21 protein-coding genes are annotated in these 17,009 nt (G+C 67.3%); 2 read left to right on the top strand and 19 right to left on the bottom strand.

The window, feature by feature from the left end; translation table 11 throughout:
* Nucleotides 1-174 precede the first annotated feature (174 nt).
* The 4 genes from ppk2 to rplM all read right to left on the bottom strand — a co-directional run bounded on the left by ppk2 (nt 175) and on the right by rplM (nt 4,586).
* Nucleotides 175-1,113 carry a polyphosphate kinase 2 gene (gene ppk2, locus ACEXHE_RS05530; RefSeq protein ID WP_374785248.1) on the bottom strand — a complete coding sequence of 313 codons (939 nt, stop codon included), beginning with the start codon at nt 1,111-1,113 and terminating at the stop codon, nt 175-177.
* 589 nt (nt 1,114-1,702) lie between these two features.
* Entirely contained in the window at nt 1,703-3,406 is a 1,704-nt protein-coding gene (locus tag ACEXHE_RS05525) for an AMP-binding protein (protein WP_374784994.1), read from the bottom strand.
* A 202-nt stretch (nt 3,407-3,608) separates the two neighbouring features.
* A complete protein-coding gene (rpsI, locus tag ACEXHE_RS05520) occupies nt 3,609-4,106 on the bottom strand; it encodes a 30S ribosomal protein S9 (protein WP_091692916.1) in 498 nt (165 codons plus the stop codon).
* A gap of 36 nt (nt 4,107-4,142) precedes the next feature.
* Nucleotides 4,143-4,586, bottom strand: a complete 444-nt coding sequence (gene rplM, locus ACEXHE_RS05515; protein ID WP_091693791.1) for a 50S ribosomal protein L13 — start codon at nt 4,584-4,586, stop codon at nt 4,143-4,145.
* Nucleotides 4,587-4,885: 299 nt separating this feature from the next.
* Between rplM and ACEXHE_RS05510 the strand changes: the two genes are divergently transcribed.
* Entirely contained in the window at nt 4,886-6,055 is a 1,170-nt protein-coding gene (locus ACEXHE_RS05510; protein ID WP_374784993.1) for an SGNH/GDSL hydrolase family protein, read from the top strand.
* Between the two features lie 48 nt (nt 6,056-6,103).
* Here ACEXHE_RS05510 and truA read toward each other — a convergent pair whose 3' ends face one another.
* Complete coding sequence (gene truA / locus ACEXHE_RS05505) at nt 6,104-7,042, bottom strand: tRNA pseudouridine(38-40) synthase TruA (RefSeq protein ID WP_374784992.1); 939 nt, start codon at nt 7,040-7,042, stop codon at nt 6,104-6,106.
* A gap of 70 nt (nt 7,043-7,112) precedes the next feature.
* Here truA and ACEXHE_RS05500 point away from each other — a divergent pair, with 70 nt between their 5' ends.
* Nucleotides 7,113-7,952, top strand: coding sequence for a CPBP family intramembrane glutamic endopeptidase (locus ACEXHE_RS05500; RefSeq protein ID WP_374784991.1), 840 nt, complete (start codon nt 7,113-7,115; stop codon nt 7,950-7,952).
* An 83-nt stretch (nt 7,953-8,035) separates the two neighbouring features.
* Here the strand turns inward: ACEXHE_RS05500 and rplQ are convergent, their stop codons facing one another.
* The 14 genes from rplQ to rplF all read right to left on the bottom strand — a co-directional run bounded on the left by rplQ (nt 8,036) and on the right by rplF (nt 17,007).
* Entirely contained in the window at nt 8,036-8,644 is a 609-nt protein-coding gene (rplQ, locus tag ACEXHE_RS05495; RefSeq protein WP_356966868.1) for a 50S ribosomal protein L17, read from the bottom strand.
* Between the two features lie 92 nt (nt 8,645-8,736).
* On the bottom strand, nt 8,737-9,732 hold the full coding sequence (locus ACEXHE_RS05490) for a DNA-directed RNA polymerase subunit alpha (RefSeq protein ID WP_277245228.1): 996 nt from the start codon (nt 9,730-9,732) through the stop codon (nt 8,737-8,739).
* Between the two features lie 142 nt (nt 9,733-9,874).
* A complete protein-coding gene (gene rpsK / locus ACEXHE_RS05485; protein ID WP_091692904.1) occupies nt 9,875-10,276 on the bottom strand; it encodes a 30S ribosomal protein S11 in 402 nt (133 codons plus the stop codon).
* A 65-nt stretch (nt 10,277-10,341) separates the two neighbouring features.
* Nucleotides 10,342-10,710, bottom strand: a complete 369-nt coding sequence (rpsM, locus tag ACEXHE_RS05480; protein ID WP_091692902.1) for a 30S ribosomal protein S13 — start codon at nt 10,708-10,710, stop codon at nt 10,342-10,344.
* Between the two features lie 279 nt (nt 10,711-10,989).
* Nucleotides 10,990-11,103 (bottom strand): 50S ribosomal protein L36, encoded by a 114-nt coding sequence (gene rpmJ / locus ACEXHE_RS05475; protein ID WP_091692900.1) that lies wholly within the window; start codon nt 11,101-11,103, stop codon nt 10,990-10,992.
* Nucleotides 11,104-11,140: 37 nt separating this feature from the next.
* Nucleotides 11,141-11,365, bottom strand: coding sequence for a translation initiation factor IF-1 (gene infA, locus ACEXHE_RS05470; RefSeq protein WP_091692897.1), 225 nt, complete (start codon nt 11,363-11,365; stop codon nt 11,141-11,143).
* Between the two features lie 236 nt (nt 11,366-11,601).
* Nucleotides 11,602-12,447: a type I methionyl aminopeptidase gene (map, locus tag ACEXHE_RS05465; RefSeq protein WP_374784990.1), complete on the bottom strand. Its 846-nt coding sequence runs from the start codon at nt 12,445-12,447 to the stop codon at nt 11,602-11,604.
* An 8-nt stretch (nt 12,448-12,455) separates the two neighbouring features.
* The gene (locus ACEXHE_RS05460; protein WP_091692893.1) at nt 12,456-13,076 is read right to left on the bottom strand and encodes an adenylate kinase; all 621 of its coding nucleotides are present in this window, start codon (nt 13,074-13,076) and stop codon (nt 12,456-12,458) included.
* 81 nt (nt 13,077-13,157) lie between these two features.
* On the bottom strand, nt 13,158-14,465 hold the full coding sequence (gene secY, locus ACEXHE_RS05455; protein ID WP_374784989.1) for a preprotein translocase subunit SecY: 1,308 nt from the start codon (nt 14,463-14,465) through the stop codon (nt 13,158-13,160).
* Between the two features lie 139 nt (nt 14,466-14,604).
* Nucleotides 14,605-15,096, bottom strand: a complete 492-nt coding sequence (gene rplO / locus ACEXHE_RS05450) for a 50S ribosomal protein L15 (protein WP_091692888.1) — start codon at nt 15,094-15,096, stop codon at nt 14,605-14,607.
* Nucleotides 15,089-15,325: a 50S ribosomal protein L30 gene (rpmD, locus tag ACEXHE_RS05445; protein WP_091692886.1), complete on the bottom strand. Its 237-nt coding sequence runs from the start codon at nt 15,323-15,325 to the stop codon at nt 15,089-15,091. The genes rplO and rpmD overlap by 8 nt, the downstream gene beginning before the upstream one ends.
* Nucleotides 15,318-16,103: a 30S ribosomal protein S5 gene (gene rpsE / locus ACEXHE_RS05440; protein ID WP_260060499.1), complete on the bottom strand. Its 786-nt coding sequence runs from the start codon at nt 16,101-16,103 to the stop codon at nt 15,318-15,320. Before rpsE ends, rpmD begins: the two co-directional genes overlap by 8 nt.
* The gene (gene rplR / locus ACEXHE_RS05435; protein ID WP_091692881.1) at nt 16,100-16,474 is read right to left on the bottom strand and encodes a 50S ribosomal protein L18; all 375 of its coding nucleotides are present in this window, start codon (nt 16,472-16,474) and stop codon (nt 16,100-16,102) included. The genes rpsE and rplR overlap by 4 nt, the downstream gene beginning before the upstream one ends.
* Complete coding sequence (gene rplF / locus ACEXHE_RS05430; protein WP_374784988.1) at nt 16,474-17,007, bottom strand: 50S ribosomal protein L6; 534 nt, start codon at nt 17,005-17,007, stop codon at nt 16,474-16,476. Before rplF ends, rplR begins: the two co-directional genes overlap by 1 nt.
* Nucleotides 17,008-17,009 lie beyond the last annotated feature (2 nt).

Here is a 17,009-nt window from a genome sequence, read left to right as displayed (position 1 = left end):
GGTCCAATCGCGCGCCCCGACGCTCGATCAACGACATGCCAGTACCAAAATGCCAGGGGCGGTGCAGACCCTCAGGTCCATTTAGACCCCCACGTGTCTTCCCGTGACGCTGACCTGCGCCGCGGGCCCGCCCGTCGTGTAGTGCCTGCCCTCCCCCAGCACCGACCGAGGCGACTAGCGCACCCGGGGGAAGGCGCCGCCGTCGTGCTCTCCGAACTCCGAGAGCTCGGTGGCCGGGCCACAGACCAGCGGATCCGGCTGGTGCACGATCCGGGTGTCCTTGCCCGGGTACGGCAGGGTGTGCAGCACGTGGCGCATGGCCTCCAGGCGGGCGCGCTTCTTGTCATTGGACTTCACCACGGTCCAGGGGGCGTCGGCGGTGTCCGTGTAGAAGAACATCGCCTCCTTGGCCGTGGTGTAGTCGTCCCACTTGTCCAACGAGGCCAGGTCCGTGGGCGAGAGCTTCCAACGGCGCACCGGATCCGTCTCGCGCGTGGCGAAGCGGTTGAGCTGCTCGCGCTGGGAGACGGAGAACCAGAACTTGATCAGGTGGATGCCCGAGTTCACCAGCATGCGCTCCAGCTCCGGGGTCTCCCGCATGAACTCCAGGTACTGCTGCGGGGAGCAGTAGCCCATCACGCGCTCCACACCGGCCCGGTTGTACCAGGAGCGGTCCATCATCACGATCTCCCCGCCGGAGGGCAGGTGCTGGATGTAGCGCTGGAAGTACCACTGCGAGGCCTCCTCCTCCGTGGGCTTCTCCAGCGCCACCGTGCGGGCGCCACGGGGGTTGAGGTGCTCGTTGAACCGCTTGATGGCCCCGCCCTTGCCGGCGGCGTCACGGCCCTCGAAGATGATCAGGACCTTCTGGCCGGACTCCTTGACCCACAGCTGCATCTTGAGCAGCTCGATCTGCAGTTCGCGCTTGCGGCGTTCGTAGACGCGCCGAGAGAGCTTGGTCTCGTAGGGGTACCCCTCGCGCCAGGCCTCCGGGTCCGGGGAGGCCAGCTTCTTGGAGCCGGAGAGCTTGCGCTGCAGCTCGGCGATCTCATCGACCTCGTCCGCGTAGTCATCGGCCACGGCGAACGGCTCATCGTCCGGGCGGATGTCCATCTGGTGCAGGCCGTGCAGGACCTCCTCCGGAGTCAGATCCGAGGCGGCGCCCGAGGAGACGGGGGCGGCTGCGGCCTCGGTCTTCGGGGCGCTCTTGGTGGCGGCCTTCCCGGTGGACTTGGCGGGGGTCTTCGCAGCAGGCTTCGCGGCGGTCTTCGTCGCGGACTTGGCGGTGCCCTGCCCGTTCCTGGACGCGTTCGACGCGGCGCTGCTCTTCGAGCTGGAGTCCTTGGTGGCTGCCATCGGCAAGCTCCTCATGATGGTGCGGCGCAGGTTCGGCCGCCGACCTCTGCGGAGGTCTCGAACGCGATCTGACCTGCTCCGAGGCCACGGTGCCCCGGACTTGAATTCTACCGGAGCGTAGGATCCGGCGCGCCGGATGCCGGGCACTATGCCGCCCCCACTCTGGCCCGCCTGGCAGGCAGCCTCCAGATCTGGATGGACACCCATCTGCGGAACACCATCCAGTGGCCCCCGGAGTTCGTCTGAATCGCGGCCACCCCCTTCTCGAGACACTCTTCGCCCGGACAGGTCACCGAGCTGTCCCGAGAAGGGGGTGAGAGCGTGCGCCGAGCCCGGCTGCCCTGCCCTAGCCCTCCACAGCGGCCCGCAGGTCGTCCACCGCTCCTGGAACGCCGAGCAGGTCCACCGCCTCCGCGCGCATCTCGACCTTGCGCACCTTGCCGGTGACGGTGGTGGGGAACTCCTCCACCACGCGCACATACCGGGGGATCTTGTAGCGGGCCAGCCGCCCTGCGCAGAAGTCCCGCAGTCCCACGGCCGTCAGCGGCTGTGCTCCCTCACGCATCCGCACGCAGGCCATCAGCTCCTCGCCGTACCTCTCGTCCGGGACTCCGATCACCTGGGCGTCGGCGATGTCCGGATGCGTGTAGAGGAACTCCTCGATCTCGCGCGGGTAGATGTTCTCTCCCCCACGGATGACCATGTCCTTGATCCGCCCGGTGACCTGCACATAGCCCTCGGCATCCATCCGCCCCAGGTCTCCGGTGTGCATCCACCCCTGGGCGTCGATCGCCTCGGCGGTCTTCTCCGGCTGGTCCCAGTAGCCGGTCATCACCAGGTAGCCGCGGGTGCACAGCTCCCCGTCTGCGCCCACGGGAACGGTCTCGCCGGTGGCCGGGTCCACGATCTTCACCTCAGCATGCGCCGCCACCCGCCCCACGGTGCTCACCCTGCGCTCCAGGGAGTCATCCGGGCGGGTCTGCAGGGACACCGGTGAGGTCTCGGTCATGCCGTAGCAGATGGTCACCTCCTCCATGTTCAGCGTGGTGATCACCTTCCGCATGATCTTCTCCGGACACGGCGAACCGGCCATGATCCCGGTCCGCAGCGTGGCAAGGTCGAAGGTGGCCAGATCCTCCCGAGCGAGCAGGGCGATGAACATGGTGGGCACCCCGTACAGGCTGGTGCACCGCTCCTGCTGGACCGCCTCCAGCGTGGCACGCGGATCGAAGCTGGGCGCCGGGATCACCACGGCCGCACCGTGTGTGGTGGCCGCCAGGTTCCCCATCACCATGCCGAAGCAGTGGTAGAACGGCACCGGCACGCAGATCCGGTCCTGCTCCGTGTACCGGCAGACCTCGCCCACGAAGAACCCGTTGTTCAGGATGTTGCGGTGGCTCAGGGTGGCTCCCTTGGGGAACCCGGTGGTGCCGGAGGTGTACTGGATGTTGATGGGGTCCTCCGGGGAGAGGCCTGCCGCGATCCGATCCAGCAGCGCCTCATCCGGTTCCACCTTCCCGACGACGTCCCACGCCGGGGTGCCCATGATCACCTTCAGTGCCAGCGGGCCCCACGAGGCCTCGGCCCGGTCCAGCATGGCCGGATAGTCCAGGTTCTTCACGGCCGGCGAGGCGATCACCGCCGTGATGCCGGACTGACGCAGCACGAACTCCAGTTCATGCTGGCGGTACGAGGGGTTGATGGTGACCAGGACCGCCCCGAGCTCGGCGGTGGCATACTGCGTGAGCGACCACTCCCACCGGTTCGGGCTCCAGATGCCCACGCGGTCACCGGTGCGGATGCCAGCCCGGTGCAGGCCCGTGGCCAGTCGGCGCACGTCTGCCCGGAACTGCGCATAGGTCCAGCGGCGCCCGGCCGCCACGTCCACCAGCGCATCCCGGTCCGGGAACCGGTCCGCCGTGCGGCGCAGACTCTCCCCGATCGTGGTCTCCAGCAGGGGCACCTCCACTGACCCTGCATCGTGGGACAGGGACAGTCTCCCCGCATCCCCCGGCACCCCGTGCAGATCAACCGTGCTGCTCGTGTCCATCCCATTCCTCCCCCAGTTAACAACTCTTAACCAGAGTAGAGGATGTGACGCAGGTCACCAGAGCCGTCTCACCAGATGGATACAGCACGGAACCCCGCGGCCCACTCCTGTGCAGGAGCGGCCGCGGGGTTCCGTGGAGGCAGCGCGCGGGGCGCTGCAGGTGACGAGGAAGCGCCCGGTGAGCGTCCGTCGTCGGGAAGGATCAGCGCTTCGAGTACTGAGGGGCCTTGCGGGCCTTCTTCAGACCGGCCTTCTTGCGCTCGATGATGCGGGCGTCGCGGGTCAGGAAGCCGGCCTTCTTGAGCGCCGGACGGTTGTTGTCCCGGTCGATCTCGTTCAGGGCGCGGGCGATGCCCAGGCGCAGGGCGCCGGACTGGCCGGAGGGGCCACCGCCGGAGATGCGCGCGATCACGTCGTAGGCGCCCTCGAGCTCGAGGAGCTTGAACGGATCGTTCACCTCCTGCTGGTGCAGCTTGTTGGGGAAGTAGTTCTCCAGGGTGCGGCCGTTGATGGTCCAGTTGCCCGAACCGGGGATCACGCGGACGCGGGCGATGGCCTCCTTGCGGCGGCCCACGGCGGCACCGGCCACGGTGAGGGCCGGGCGCTCAGCGGCGGGAGCGGACGCCGGGGCGTCGGTGGACTCGGAGGTGTAGCTGGTCAGCTCCACGTCCTCCGGGGACTCAGTCTCATTGAGAGTCATGGTTCTCCTTGAAAGGTTTCTGGTGGGGCTGACCCGTTACTGGGCAACCTGAGTGATCTCGAAGGTCTGCGGCTTCTGGGCCGAGTGCGGGTGCTCAGCACCGGCGTAGACCTTCAGTTTGGCCATCTGCTGATCAGCCAGCTTGTTCTTCGGGAGCATGCCCTTGATGGCCTTCTCCACGGCGCGGACCGGGTTCTTCTCCAGCAGCTCTGCGTAGGAGACGGACTTCAGTCCACCCGGGAAGCCGGAGTGGCGGTAGGCCTTCTTCTTCTCGAGCTTGGCGCCGGTCAGGGCCACCTTCTCGGCGTTGATGATGATGACGAAGTCGCCCATGTCCATGTGGGGGGCGAACGTCGGCTTGTGCTTGCCGCGCAGCAGGGTCGCAGTCTGGCTGGCAAGACGCCCCAGCACCACGTCGGTGGCGTCGATGACATGCCACTGGCGGTCGGCGTCGCCGGGCTTCGGAGAGTACGTACGCACGTTGTCTGCCTTCATGTTCGGTTCGGTTACAGCGCACTGCCAACCGGGTCGTGAGTCCAGTGGAGAGCCGCTGAGGTCTTCGGTGCGCTGCCGGCACACCAGGTGAGGACTGGTGAGGAGACCGGGTCCGTGAGATTCCCAGTGGCACCCCGGGCCTAGCGACCATGCAACAGGCCACCCGCGGGCGCGACGAATCCGGGAAAGGACACGCACAACGACTCACCATGCTACCCGACCCGGAGGCGACGGGGCAAAAGAGGATCTTCCCCCACAGCCCCTCCCTGAGGTGGAATGGTGTGATGCGCCTCACTTCCGCCGCGTCCTCCGTGGCCGCCACCCTCACCGCCCTGACCCTGACCGCCGCCTCCGCGTCCGGAGTCGACACCGCACCGGTCCCGGTTGCGTCGACGACGTCCACGGCTTCGGCCAGCTCCTACGTCGCACTGGGAGACTCCTATTCCTCCGGCACCGGAACCCGTGCCTCCACCGGAGACTGCTACCGCTCCCCCTACGGCTACCCGAGGCTGGTCGCCGACGCCGCTGGACTCTCGCTGGACTATCAGGCCTGCTCCGGAGCCACCACCGCTGACCTGCTGAGCCGGCAGATCGGTGCCGTGACCGCGGAGACGGACTACGTGAGCGTGACGATCGGCGGCAACGACGTGGGCTTCGCCTCCGTGATCACCGCCTGCGCGCTGCCCGGGTGGATGGGCGACTGCTTCGGCAAGCTCTCCACCGCACAGACCATCCTGCGCAGCGAACTGCCGGCTCGCCTGGACTCGGTCTACGGCGGGATCCGGACACGCGCACCGCAGGCGACCGTGGCGGTGGCCGGGTACCCGCTGCTGTTCAACGGGACCGACTGCAGCCTGGCCACCTTCTTCTCCGCCGACGAGATGCGCCAGCTCAATGCCAGCACGCACGAACTCAACAGCCTGGTCAGCCAGCGCGCCTCCGCAGCCGGACACCGCTTCGTGGACGTGCGCTCCACGTTCGCCGGCCACGCCTGGTGCGACTCATCCGAATGGATCAACGGCCTGTCCATGCCGGTCGAGGAGTCCTACCACCCCAACCGGGCGGGCAACCAGGGATACGCCGGCGCGGTGACAGCAGGACTCGGCGTCAGCCCGGTGTCCTCGCTCGCGACCCTGGCCGGGATGACGAAGACCTCGGCCGGGCCGACGTCCGCGTCTCCGGGCCACCAGTCCATGGACCTGGACACATCCACTGCCGCTGACGGCACAGGTGCCACGGATGCAGCCCTGCGTGCTCAGGCCGACCAGGTGCTGGCCATGCACCTGGACTCCACGAAGAACCTGCGGCGGGCTGCCGCCGAGGGCGTCAATCCCTCTGCCGTCCACCGGGCCGTGGCCCAGCTGCGCAGCCCCCACACCGAACGTGTGCTGGCCGGCCTGCAGGAGCTTCAGGCACTCGAGGCCGCCTGGGAGGCCCAGCAGTCCACGCGGTGATCTGCGGCTGGGCCGGCCGCCACGGCGGGTCGTGATGCCAGCCGCCGGTCAGTGCTCCGTGCTGCTCCGTCTGGCCCGGGTCCCTGCGGCCCGGGCCGCCAAGGCCCCCGGTGACCGGCCGTCGTCGGGATACTCCACCTGCTCCAGCACCAGGGCGTGGGGCGGAGCCAGTCGTGTCTGGGAGTCGCGGACCTGTGCGGACAGCCGGTGGGCCATCCACCCGGGCTGCTGACGCCCCTCCCCCACCTGCAGGGCCGAAGCGACCAGGGCACGCACCATGTTGTGGCAGAACGCGTCTGCACGCAGACGGGCGACGATCAGACCGCGCTCGTCCCGATGGATGCTGAACTGCTGCAGCTCGCGGATCGTGGTGGCACCTTCCCGCGGCTTGCAGTAGGACAGGAAGTCGTGCAGGCCCAGCACGCTGCGGGCTTCGGCGTCCATCAGCTCCACGTCCAGGGGCGCCCCGTGCCAGTGAGTCGAGCGACGGTTCAGCGGATCACGCGTGAGGGTGCTGTCGCTGATGGCATAGCTGTAGGAGCGCCACAGGGCGGAGAACCGGGCGTCGAATCCGTCCGGGGCCAGCTGGGCCCCGTGGACCATCACGTCGCGCCCGTCACGGCCCAACACGCCGCCCAGACGCCGCACCAGGGAGGAGGCCGGATCCAGGTCCTCGCGGCCACGGGCCAGCCCGATCCACTCCCGCTCCGTCAGGTCCAGGTGCACCACCTGTCCGCGGGCATGCACACCGGCATCGGTCCGGCCGGCCACCACGGTGCGGACCGGACGTCTGATGATCCTCTCGAGCGCCTCCTCCAGCACGCCCTGGACGGTGCGGAGGCCCGGCTGCGCCGCCCAGCCGTGGAAGTCGGTGCCGTCATAGGCCAGGTCCAGGCGGACCCGGATCAGTGCCGGCTCCTCCAGTCCAGCCCGGTCGGTTCCGCCGAGTCCCTGGACAGGCTCGGCGTGGGGATGGTGCTCTGGCATGGCTCCATCCTAGGCAGTCCGGGGGCACGGCCTCCCCGGCCCTGCCGCCAGGCGACGGCAGAATGGGCGGATGGCCCCGTGGATGCAGTACCTCACCGCCGTGACACCAGCTCTCCTGCTCCTGGCCGTCCTGGTCATGCTGCTCCCGCGCCGGTCGCACGGCCTGCGCATCATGACGTTGATCCTGGGCTTCATCCTCGCCCGAGACAGCATGGCCCGGCACGGACTCTGGGAGTTCGGGACGGAACAGCGCTCCGGCGGCCCCGGCGTGCTGGCCGAGTTGCCGGTGCTGTGGGTGCGGTTCACCGATGACCCGGTGGCGCTGCTGGTGATGGCCGTCGCCTCGCTCGCGCTGGCCGGCGGCGTGCTGCTGGCCTGCCGCGACCGCATCCGGTCGGTGATGTGGACCGGAGCGAACTGGTTCGTCTCCGTGGTGCTGGGACTGGTGTGGGCCGTCGTCGTGGTGGCGCCTCTCGTGGTCCTCTATGGACCGGTGGGTGAATGGTTCTCCCCGGTCAACGACGCACTGCACGGACTGACCGGCGCCGGGATCCCGGTGTCCGACCGCGGCGGGACGGTGGCGTTGTCCCTGCTGCCGGCGCTGCTGCTGTTCGCCCTGTGCGGGAACCTGGTGGAGGAGGTGCTCTTCCGCGGGTTCCTGCAGAGCCAGGTGGAGGACGAGCTCTCCGGACGTGGTGCCCGGTGGCGCGCGGTGTTCGTCTCCTCCCTGGCTTTCGGCTGCGCACATCTGTTCCTGGCGTTCACCGTGACCGGGTTGGGATGGCCGATCGTGCTGTTCACCCTCTGGGAGGGGCTGGTGTGTGCCGTGATCGCTCTGCGGCACGGCGTGCTCGGTGCCACCGTCACCCACGGCGTGGCGATCTTCCTGCTCGCGTCCGGTCTGATCTGAGCCGCAGACGACTCAGGCCCGCCACCTGCGCAGGGCAGGAGCGGGCCTGAGGGCGATGACCGACCGGTCAGGGCCGGATCAGATCACTTGTTCTGGTTCTCCGTCGTCTCCACGTTCGGAGCCTGGGCGTCAGCGGCCTCGGCAGCGGTGTCCTCGGCGGCCTGAGCCTCAGCGGCCTGCTCCGGGGTCTCGGCCTCGGTGGCCGGAGTCTCGGTCACGGGAGTCTCAGCGGTCTCCTGGGTGTCCTCAGCCGGCGCTGCGGGAGCGGCGGTCTCGGTGGCCTTCTCGGCCTCCTTGACCACAGCCTGCTTCGGAGACACGGGCTCCATCACGAGCTCGATCACGGCCATGGGCGCGTTGTCGCCCTGACGGTTGCCGATCTTGGTGATGCGGGTGTAGCCGCCCTCGCGGTTGGCCATGGCCGGGGCGATCACGGTGAACAGCTCGTGCACGATCGACTTGTTGGTGCGGTTCTTGGCGCTGATGATTCCCTGCACCTTGCGGCGCGAGGCCAGATCGCCCTTCTTGGCGTGGGTGATCAGGCGCTCAGCGAACGGACGCAGGCGCTTGGCCTTGGTCACGGTCGTGGTGATCGACTTGTGCTCGAACAGGTTGGCGGACAGGTTCGCCAGCATGATGCGCTCGTGGGCAGGGCCGCCGCCCAGGCGCGGTCCCTTGGTGGGGGTAGGCATTGGTGTTTCTCCTCAGATGTTCCCTGCTCAGGCGGAGCCGGCAGGGCGAACGTTGGTGGTCGGCATGGTCCGGACCGCAGTCCGGGTCATGCTCAGTACTCGGTGTACTCCTCGTCGGACTCCTGGGAGTGCATCGACGGGTCGTACCCGACCGGGGAGTCCTTCAGGGACAGGTCCATCTCAGCCAGCTTGTCCTTGACCTCGTCGATGGACTTGGCACCGAAGTTGCGGATGTCCATCAGGTCGGCCTCAGACCGGGCCACCAGCTCACCCACGGTGTGGATGCCCTCACGCTTGAGGCAGTTGTAGGACCGGACCGTCAGCTCCAGGTCCTCGATCGGCTGGTTGAAGTTGACGTCGACGTTCGGCGAGCCGGTCGGCTGCCCCACCTCGATGCCCTCGGCATCCACGTTCAGCTCGCGAGCCAGGCCGAACAGCTCCACCAGGGTGCTGCCGGCGGAGGCGACGGCGTCACGGGGAGCCATGGACTCCTTGGTCTCCACGTCCAGGATCAGACGGTCGAAGTCCGTGCGCTGCTCCACGCGGGTCGCCTCGACCTTGAAGGTGACCTTCAGGACCGGGGAGTAGATGGAGTCGACCGGGATGCGACCGATCTCAGCGTCCGGAGTCTTGTTCTGGGCTGCGGTGACGTAGCCACGGCCGCGCTCCACCGTCAGCTCCATGTCGAACTTGCCCTTGCCGTTCAGGGTGGCGATGTGCAGGTCCGGGTTGTGGATCTCGACACCTGCCGGAGCGGTGATGTCGGCCGCGGTCACGGTGCCGGGGCCCTGCTTGCGCAGGTAGGCGACCACGGGCTCGTCGTGCTCGGAGGAGACGGAGAGCTTCTTGATGTTCAGGATGACCTCGGTGACGTCCTCCTTGACACCTGCAACGGTGCTGAACTCATGCAGCACGCCGTCCACGCGGATGCTGGTGACAGCAGCGCCCGGGATCGAGGACAGCAGGGTCCGGCGGAGGGAGTTTCCAAGGGTGTAGCCGAAGCCGGGCTCCAGCGGTTCGATGATGAACCGGGAGCGGTTCTCGGCAACGGTCTCTTCAGTCAGCGTGGGGCGCTGGGCAATGAGCACTGACATTTCCTTTCGGCGAGCGTCCGCCATATGACGCACACGATGGGTGGAAACGAATCATGGGACAGGTGGTGCGGCGCAGAGGCACCGCTGCGCACGTCCCCTCAGCGGGGTGCTGGGGGGACGTGCGCTGGGCACTGGGTCAGACGCGGCGGCGCTTGGCCGGACGGCAGCCGTTGTGGGCCGAGGGGGTGACGTCCTGGATGGACCCCACCTCGAGGCCGGCGGCCTGCAGCGAGCGGATCGCGGTCTCGCGGCCGGAGCCGGGACCCTTCACGAACACGTCGACCTTGCGCAGTCCGTGCTCCTGTGCGCGCTTGGCAGCCTGCTCGGCGGCCATCTGTGCGGCATACGGAGTGGACTTGCGGGAGCCCTTGAAGCCCACCTCACCGGACGAGGCCCAGGAGATGACGGCACCGGTGGTGTCCGTGATGGACACGATGGTGTTGTTGAAGGTGCTCTTGATGTGGGCCTGGCCCACGGTGATGTTCTTCTTGTCCTTGCGGCGCGGCTTGCGTACCGCAGCGCGAGTCTTGGGGGGCATGTGATTCTCCTACGAAAAGCTGATGCTGTGCGGGACTGAAGTCGGTGTGATGCGGGGAAGAAGAATCACTTCTTCTTGCCGGCAACCGTCTTCTTCGGGCCCTTGCGGGTACGGGCATTGGTCTTGGTGCGCTGGCCGCGGACGGGGAGTCCACGGCGGTGCCGCAGGCCCTCGTAGCTGCCGATCTCCACCTTGCGGCGGATGTCTGCGGCGACCTCGCGCCGCAGGTCGCCCTCGACCTTGAAGTTGCCCTCGATGTAGTCGCGCAGCTGCACGAGCTCAGCGTCAGAGAGGTCCTTCACGCGGGTGTCCGGATTGACCCCGGTCGCCGCGATGGTCTGCTCTGCACGGGTCTTGCCCACGCCGAAGATGTACGTGAGCGCGATGATCACGCGCTTCTCGCGCGGGATGTCAACGCCTGCCAGACGTGCCATATGGCCGTCCTCCTTGTTCCTTCTGCAGCAGAGGTCTGCATCAGCACGTCCCCTCCCCTGGTCCGGTCAGTCCGTGTGGACGGTCCGGTCCTGCGATCCGGTCGGTGCGGCTCCGGGGAAGTTCCGGAGGTCATCCGCTGTCCGTGATCGCGGTTCGGGTCCCCGGCCTCTGCGGCCCGGGGGTTGCGTCAGGGGTTGCCCCGTCGGCTGTGCTGCTGGTGGTCCAGGTCGGACCGGTGGTGGTGCTGGAGCGCGTGTGCTGACCCGTGGGAACGGGTGTCAGCCCTGGCGCTGCTTGTGGCGTGGGTTGTCGCAGATCACCATGACCCGGCCGTTACGCCGAATCACCTTGCACTTGTCGCAGATCCGCTTCACGCTCGGCTGAACCTTCATGGTTCCTCCTCTAGCGCTGCTGGGTGAGTGGGTGGGTTTACTTGTAGCGGTAGACGATCCGGCCCCGGTTGAGGTCGTAGGGGCTCAGCTCCACGACGACCCGATCCTCCGGGAGGATTCGGATGTAGTGCTGACGCATCTTCCCCGAGATCGTGGCGAGAACGACATGGTCGTTGCTCGACAGGCGGACCCGGAACATCGCGTTCGGCAATGCTTCGGTCACCGTGCCCTCGACCTCGATGACACCTTCCTTCTTAGCCATATCCTCCGCTAACGTTGGGCCTCACCACGGCTCCGATCCGGCCAGACTTGTGGCACCAGAAGGCACCGAGACCTGGTCGAGATGGGTTCCGCAGACGAGGCGGGATGTTGCCTGGATGTCGGACTCGGGCACCCGTGGGCGCGCCGGTAGAGACAACCAGCACTCCATGCTACTCTTTTCGCCCGGCAAAGAGAAATCGCCCGATCACGCCGCGGAGGAGCGGCGTCGGCGACGGGTCAGGAACCGAGCGGGACGGGGACGATCCCGAGCGGAGCCAGCTCTGCGGCACCGCCGTCAGGGGCCGTCAGCACCCAGATCCCGCCGTCATGGCGAGCCACGGAGTGCTCCCACTGGCTGGCCCGGGCTCCATCACGGGTGACCACGGTCCACTCATCGTCCAGGACCTCGGTCGCCAGTCCGCCACGCACCAGCATCGGCTCGATGGCCAGGCAGAGCCCGGAGCGCACCTTGGACCCGCGGTGGCCGGTGCGGTAGTTCAGCACGTCCGGCGGCAGGTGCATGGCCGAGCCGATGCCGTGGCCGACGTAGTCCTGCAGGATTCCCAGCGGGGCTCCCGGCTGGGAGGAGACGAAGTCGTCGATGGCATCGCCGATCTCCCCGACGTGCTTGGCGGTGGCGAAGGCTGCGATGCCATGCCACAGGGCCTGGCGGGTGATCTCGCTGAGACGCTCGTCCTCGGGATCAGCCGTGCCCTCCGCCGAGGATCCCAGGATCACGGTGCGCGCGGAGTCGGAGTGCCAGCCCTCGACGATGCAGCCACCGTCGATCTTCAGCACGTCTCCCACCTGCAGGACCCGGTCACCGGGGATGCCGTGCACGACCTCCTCGTTCACCGATGCGCAGATGGTGGCCGGGTAGCCGTAGTACCCGAGGAAGTTCGGCGTGGCACCGGCCTCCTGGAGCACCTGGGCGAACACCGCGTCGACATCAGCGGTGGTCACCCCGGGGACTGCAGCCTCCACAGCGGCGTCGAGGGCTCGGCTCAGGATCAGCCCGGCCTGGTGCATGAGCTGCATCTGGGGCACGGTCTTGAACTCGAGCTGCTGCCGGGAGAATGCCATGGGGTCGATCAGGCCTGAGGGGCGTCCGGGTTCACGACCTTCAGGCTGCCGGTGCGCTCACGCACACCGTAGACAGCCTGGAGCAGTCGCTCGGTGACGTCGTCGATCTGGCCGGTGCCGTCCACGCTGGCCACGATGCCGCGCGGGGCGTAGGACTCGATGACGGCTGCGGTCTGCTCGTGGTACAGGTCCAGGCGGTGCTGGATGACGTCCTGGGTGTCGTCCGCGCGTCCCTCGGTCTCAGCACGCTTGAGCAGACGAGTGACCAGCTCCTCGTCCGGAACCGTCAGCTCCACGACCACGGAGAGCTCCTGGCCGGCGTCCTTGAGCATCTGGTCCAGCGCCTCGACCTGCCCTGCGGTGCGCGGATAGCCGTCCAGCAGGAAGCCGCCCTCGGCGTCGGGCTGGGAGAGGCGGTCGGCCACCATCCTGTTGGTGACGTCGTCGGGAACGAAGTCACCGTTGTCCATGTACTGCTTGGCCTCACGGCCCAGGGGTGTCATCTCCTTGACGTTGTACCGGAAGATGTCTCCGGTCGAGATGGCCACGATGCCCAGCTTGTCGGCGATACGGGAGGCCTGGGTGCCCTTGCCGGACCCGGGAGGGCCCATCATCAGCATGCGGGTCATAGTTGCTCCTTACTCTCGGATCCGGCGCGATCCTGCCGGTGCCACGGGGTGGGACGAGGTCTGTTGCTGAGGCTACCTGGACTAGCGCAGCAGCCCCTCATAGTTGCGCTGCTCCATCTGGGCGTTGATCTGCTTGAGGGTCTGCAGGGCCACGCCCACCATGATCAGGATCGAGGTGCCGCCGAACGGGAAGTTCTGGTTGGCGTTGATCAGCACGAAGGCCACCAGTGGGATCATGGCCAGCATGCCCAGGTAGAGCGCGCCCACGAAGGTGATGCGGCTGATCACATACTGCAGGTACTGCTCGGTCGGCCGGCCTGCGCGGACGCCGGGGATGAAGCCGCCGTACTTCTTCATGTTGTCGCTGATCTCCTCTGGGTTGAAGGTGATCGTGACGTAGAAGTAGGTGAAGAAGATGGTCATCAGGAAGTACGCGGCCATGTAGACGGGATGCGCTCCGTCGCCGAAGTACTGCGAGAGGAAGACGACCCAGTCCGGCGGTGGCGTGCCGTCCTGAGGAGTGTTGAACTGGATCAGGATGCCCGGAAGCATGAGGATCGAGGAGGCGAAGATGACCGGGATGACGCCGGCCATGTTGACCTTGATGGGGATGTAGGTCGTGGTGCCGCCGACCGTGCGCCGCCCGATCTGACGCTTGGCGTACTGCACCGGCACACGCCGTTGCGACTCCTCCACGAACACCACGAGGGCGATCGTCAGGATGCCGACCAGCAGGACGATGAAGGCGGTGCGCCACCCCTGGGTCGTGAAGATCTGGGCCATGCCGGCGGGGAACCCGGCGGCGATGGAGACGAAGATCAACAGCGACATGCCGTTGCCCACGCCCCGCTCGGTGATCTGCTCGCCCAGCCACATGATCAGGCCAGTGCCTGCGGTGAGGGAGATGATCATCAGCAGGATGGTCCACAGGGAGTCGTTCGGGACGATCGGCAGGTTGCAGTTCAGCAGGGCGCCGGTCCGAGCCAGGGAGACCAGGGTGGTGGCGTTGAGCACGCCCAACGCGATGGTCAGGTAGCGCGTGTACTGGGTCATCTTGGCCTGGCCCTGAGCGCCTTCACGGTGCAGCGCCTCGAAGTGCGGGATGACCACCCGCAGCAGCTGCACGATGATCGAGGCGGTGATGTACGGCATGATGCCCAAGGCGAAGACCGAGACCTGGAGCATGGCCCCGCCCGAGAACATGTTCACGAACGAATAGAGTCCGCCGCTGGTGTTGCCCTGGGCCAGACACATCTGCACATTGCCGTAGTCCACACCTGGAGCGGGGACGAATGCTCCCAGTCGGTAGATGGCCACAATGCCGAGGGTGAACCAGATCTTGCGCTGCAGATCGGGTGTCCGGAAGACACGGGCTATCGCGCTGAACAAACGTCCTCCTGGAGGGATGGATGAAGGGGTGTCCCGGGTCACGGCCGCGGGCCACTGGGTGAGTCTACCGGAAGCGAATCGGCCCCCGTGCCGCAGGTCCGCGAACGGGCTGCGGCACGGGGGCCGATGTCACTGTGGATCAGACAGTCTCGGTGGAGCCGCCGGCTGCCGAGATCTTCTCCTGAGCCGAGGCCGAGAAGGCGTTGGCCTTCACGTTCAGGGCGACGGTGATCTCACCGGTGCCCAGGACCTTGACCGGCTGGTTCTTGCGGACCAGTCCGCGGGCCACCAGGTCGTCGACGGTGACGTCGCCGCCCTGGGTGAAGGTCTCGTTCAGCTTGTCCAGGTTCACGACCTGGTACTCCACGCGGAACGGGTTCTTGAAGCCGCGCAGCTTCGGCAGACGCATCTGCAGCGGCAGCTGGCCGCCTTCGAAGCCTGCACGCACCTGGTAACGGGCCTTGGTGCCCTTGGTGCCGCGGCCTGCGGTCTTGCCCTTGGATCCGTGGCCACGACCCACACGGGTCTTGGCGGTCTTGGACCCCGGGGCCGGACGCAGATCGTGGACGCGGAGCGCCGAGACGCCCTCGGCCTGATCTGCGGCCTGTGCCTTGTCAGCCTTGTCAGCCATTGGTGATCTCCTCAACCTTGACCAGGTGAGGCACGGTGTTGACCATGCCCACCGTCACGTTGTCGGCCTGGCGGGTCACGGTGTGACCGATCCGCTTCAGGCCCAGCGAACGCACGGTGTCCCGGTGGTTCTTCTTGGCGCCGACCAGGGACTTGACCTGGGTGATCTCCAGGGTGGCGTCCGAGACGGCGACGTTCTTACGGGTGGTCTGACGAGCGATCTCAGCCATTCGACACACCTGCCTTCTCTGCACTCTTCTTGGCGCGGTCTTCCTCCATGGTGCGAAGCATCGCATGGGGGGCGACCTCGTCGAGGGACTTGCCACGACGGGCGGCCACAGCGGCCGGCTCCTCGAGGCGCTTCAGGGCGTCGATGGTGCCGCGCACGATGTTGATCGCGTTCACGGAACCCATGGACTTGGACAGCACATCGTGGATGCCGGCGCAGTCCAGCACGGCGCGGACCGGACCACCGGCGATCACGCCGGTACCCGGAGCAGCCGGACGCAGGAGCACGACGCCAGCAGCGTCCTCGCCCTGCACCAGGTGCGGGATGGTCGAACCGACGCGCGGCACGCGGAACAGAGACTTCTTGGCCTCCTCCACGCCCTTGGAGATCGCGGCGGGGACCTCCTTGGCCTTGCCGTAGCCGACACCAACCATGCCGTCGCCGTCTCCGACGACCACCAGTGCGGTGAAGGAGAACCGACGTCCGCCCTTGACGACCTTGGACACACGGTTGATGGCGACGACGCGCTCGAGGAACTTGTCCTTGTCCTCGTCACGTCCACCACGGCCGCGGTCATCGCGGCCACCACGGCCACGTCCACCACGATCGTCGCGGCCACCACGGCCACCGCGGTCGTCGCGGCCACCACGGCCACCACGATCGGTGGTCTGGCTGGCCGAACCGGCAGAGGTCTCGGACGCGGCGGTCTCGGCCTTCGGTGCGGTCTCAGTCACAGAATCCGTCACAGTGCTCTTCTCGTTGTTCGGGGTCTCGCTCACAGCTTCAGCCCACCTTCCCGGGCGCCGTCGGCGACGGCGGCCACGCGACCGTGGTACTTGTTGCCGCCGCGGTCGAAGACCACGGCCTCGATGCCGGCTGCCTTGGCACGCTCAGCGATCAGCTCGCCGACCTTGGTGGCCTTGGCGGTCTTGTCACCCTCGAGTGCGCGCACATCCGCCTCCATGGTGGAGGCCGATGCCAGCGTCACACCGCGGGTGTCGTCCACCAGCTGCACGAACATGTGCCGTGCAGAGCGGTTGACCACCAGGCGGGGACGGACAGCAGAGCCGTTGATGCGCTTGCGCACACGCAGGTGCCGGCGGGTGCGGGCAGCGAACTTGCCCTTGCCCTTCACTTTCAGCGTGGACATCACTTACCTGCCTTTCCGGCCTTGCGGCGGATCTGCTCGCCGGCGTAGCGAACGCCCTTGCCCTTGTACGGGTCAGGACGACGCAGCTTGCGGATGTTCGCAGCGATCTCTCCGACCTGCTGCTTGTCGATTCCGGAGACGGTGACCTTGTTGCCCTCGACCTTGAAGGTGATGCCCTCGGGGCACTTCACCGGAACGGGATGGGAATAACCCAGAGCGAACTCCAGGTCCTGGCCCTTGGCCTGCACACGGTAGCCGGTGCCCACGACCTCCAGCTGCTTCTCGTAGCCGTCGGTCACCCCCAGGATCATGTTGCTGATCAGGGTGCGGGTCAGGCCGTGCAGAGACCGGGACTCACGCTCGTCATCAGGACGGGACACGGTGAGCGTGCCGCCCTCAAGAGCCACGGCGATGGGCTGCGCCACCTCGTGGGTCAGCTGGCCCTTGGGGCCCTTGACGGAGACGGTTGCGCCGTCGATGGTGACATCGACGCCAGCGGGCACGGTGATCGGAAGACGTCCAATACGTGACATGT

The organism is Micrococcus sp. IITD107, assembly GCF_041927415.1.
GTDB lineage: Bacteria > Actinomycetota > Actinomycetes > Actinomycetales > Micrococcaceae > Citricoccus > Citricoccus terreus.
This window is presented reverse-complemented; position numbering and strand designations above follow the sequence as displayed.

Bases quoted from the DNA above. Each gene is read 5' to 3' on its own strand.
- ACEXHE_RS05460 (WP_091692893.1), bottom strand. From the start codon at position 13,076: ATGACCCGCATGCTGATGATGGGCCCTCCCGGGTCCGGCAAGGGCACC.
- ACEXHE_RS05525 (WP_374784994.1), bottom strand. From the start codon at position 3,406: ATGGACACGAGCAGCACGGTTGATCTGCACGGGGTGCCGGGGGATGCG.
- infA (WP_091692897.1), bottom strand. From the start codon at position 11,365: ATGGCTAAGAAGGAAGGTGTCATCGAGGTCGAGGGCACGGTGACCGAA.
- ppk2 (WP_374785248.1), bottom strand. From the start codon at position 1,113: ATGGACATCCGCCCGGACGATGAGCCGTTCGCCGTGGCCGATGACTAC.
- map (WP_374784990.1), bottom strand. From the start codon at position 12,447: ATGGCATTCTCCCGGCAGCAGCTCGAGTTCAAGACCGTGCCCCAGATG.
- rpmD (WP_091692886.1), bottom strand. From the start codon at position 15,325: ATGGCTGAGATCGCTCGTCAGACCACCCGTAAGAACGTCGCCGTCTCG.
- rpsK (WP_091692904.1), bottom strand. From the start codon at position 10,276: ATGCCCCCCAAGACTCGCGCTGCGGTACGCAAGCCGCGCCGCAAGGAC.
- rplF (WP_374784988.1), bottom strand. From the start codon at position 17,007: ATGTCACGTATTGGACGTCTTCCGATCACCGTGCCCGCTGGCGTCGAT.
- rplQ (WP_356966868.1), bottom strand. From the start codon at position 8,644: ATGCCTACCCCCACCAAGGGACCGCGCCTGGGCGGCGGCCCTGCCCAC.
- rpmJ (WP_091692900.1), bottom strand. From the start codon at position 11,103: ATGAAGGTTCAGCCGAGCGTGAAGCGGATCTGCGACAAGTGCAAGGTG.
- rplO (WP_091692888.1), bottom strand. From the start codon at position 15,096: ATGGCTGACAAGGCTGACAAGGCACAGGCCGCAGATCAGGCCGAGGGC.
- rpsM (WP_091692902.1), bottom strand. From the start codon at position 10,710: ATGGCACGTCTGGCAGGCGTTGACATCCCGCGCGAGAAGCGCGTGATC.
- truA (WP_374784992.1), bottom strand. From the start codon at position 7,042: ATGCCAGAGCACCATCCCCACGCCGAGCCTGTCCAGGGACTCGGCGGA.
- ACEXHE_RS05500 (WP_374784991.1), top strand. From the start codon at position 7,113: ATGGCCCCGTGGATGCAGTACCTCACCGCCGTGACACCAGCTCTCCTG.
- ACEXHE_RS05510 (WP_374784993.1), top strand. From the start codon at position 4,886: ATGCGCCTCACTTCCGCCGCGTCCTCCGTGGCCGCCACCCTCACCGCC.
- rplR (WP_091692881.1), bottom strand. From the start codon at position 16,474: ATGTCCACGCTGAAAGTGAAGGGCAAGGGCAAGTTCGCTGCCCGCACC.
- rpsI (WP_091692916.1), bottom strand. From the start codon at position 4,106: ATGACTCTCAATGAGACTGAGTCCCCGGAGGACGTGGAGCTGACCAGC.